This is a genomic window from Flagellimonas halotolerans (genome assembly GCF_035818535.1).
Taxonomy (GTDB): domain Bacteria; phylum Bacteroidota; class Bacteroidia; order Flavobacteriales; family Flavobacteriaceae; genus Flagellimonas; species Flagellimonas halotolerans.
Genome location: NZ_JAYKYV010000032.1, coordinates 1 through 1,352, shown reverse-complemented (window position 1 = coordinate 1,352; position 1,352 = coordinate 1). Strand labels below are relative to the sequence as shown.

General features: G+C 40.9%; 2 protein-coding genes. Both read right to left on the bottom strand.

Translation table 11 applies throughout. The features are described from left to right. Positions 1–22 precede the first annotated feature (22 nt). Complete coding sequence (locus VM932_RS16645) at positions 23–1,009, bottom strand: ISAon1 family transposase (protein WP_326280415.1); 987 nt, start codon at positions 1,007–1,009, stop codon at positions 23–25. Continuing rightward, positions 990–1,349: an ISAon1 family transposase N-terminal region protein gene (locus VM932_RS16640; protein WP_428979828.1), complete on the bottom strand. Its 360-nt coding sequence runs from the start codon at positions 1,347–1,349 to the stop codon at positions 990–992. Before VM932_RS16640 ends, VM932_RS16645 begins: the two co-directional genes overlap by 20 nt. Positions 1,350–1,352: the final 3 nt, after the last annotated feature.

The following is a 1,352-nucleotide window of genomic DNA, read 5'->3' as shown; positions in this document are numbered from 1 at the left end:
GGATCAAGACCAATTGTTGTGTTTATGCAAAAATTGTTGTTAATCTAAATAGGAAGAACTCTACATTTTTGACACCTCTAAACTGAGCCCTAAAGGCTTTTATTTTTGCATTGAAGGACTCTGCTGAAGCATTTGTACTTCTATTGATAAAATAGTTCAGGATGGATCTATAGTTAAGGGTTATTGTATTTGCTATGGTGTTGAAGGCTTTAAACCCTGTTTGTTCTACATCCTTATACCAGTGGGCCAACCTGGTGTAAGCAGCTTGTATGGAGGTGGCCGTATTGAATATGTTTCTCAATCCTTGTACTGGATTATATGCTTTTTTAATGTCGGGGTATTGTTCAAAGAGGATTTTGGACCGTATGTGTTGATTTTGTGTCCAATTGTTTGGAGCTTTATAGAGCAGGTACCTGCTTCTGGCCAAGAGTTGTTTTCTGGTATCCCCATTGGGAAAGGTCTCCGGAATGAATCCTTTTTGTGCACCCTTAGCCTGTTTGATCTGTTCATTTTCTAAGTCTATAGCTTCCCATCGATGTTTGATCCTAATATCCTGTAGTGCTTCCAGTGCCAGTTTTTGTACATGAAAACGGTCTGTGACCTGTATGGCTTTAGGAAAGCATTTTTTGGCAATCATTTTCATTGAATGTGCCATATCCAAAGTAATCTCTTTTACCCTATCCCTAAGTGTCTTTGGGATTTTAAGCAGTTGTTCTATAATAGGTTCAGCTTTGGTTCCCGCAAGTATGGCCACAATAGCCCCTTTCCTGCCTTTAGCTTTTTTATTGGTGATGATAGTGTAGAGTTCCCCCTTGGATAGTGCGGTCTCATCAATGGATAGATACTTGCCCATATTCTCAGGAAAGATCAACCAGTCTTTAGCGTGGGGCTTATCTTTCCATTCTTTGAACTCACTTAGGCAATCTCGATATTGCCGTTGAAGCTTCTTGCCGTTAACCCCATAAAAACTACCGATGGTATGGCAATCGTTAGGCTTGGTACTGACCAAGTACTTTTAAAAAAGCAGCGAACTCTACGGTCATACGAGTTCCCTGTGCCACCAGATCCCAATTTCGGTGCACGGCCTGCCCTGTGGTTTTGTCCAGCCATCGACGGCGTTTGATATGTAAATAAACATTCTTGCCGCGGACAGGAAAATCCTGAATGGTGACTTCCTTATGAAAACCGTGTGAAATAAGCATCCTGGAGGAAAGCTCTTTTGGGATATCATTCTTCTCTTCAAAATGAAGATGAAGGACATCTTTGTTTATTTCATGCTTGGCAATATCGAAATGGGTAATCAATAGTTCGGGAAGGAGAACCTTCAGTAGGTCAATGTATGGATCCAATAC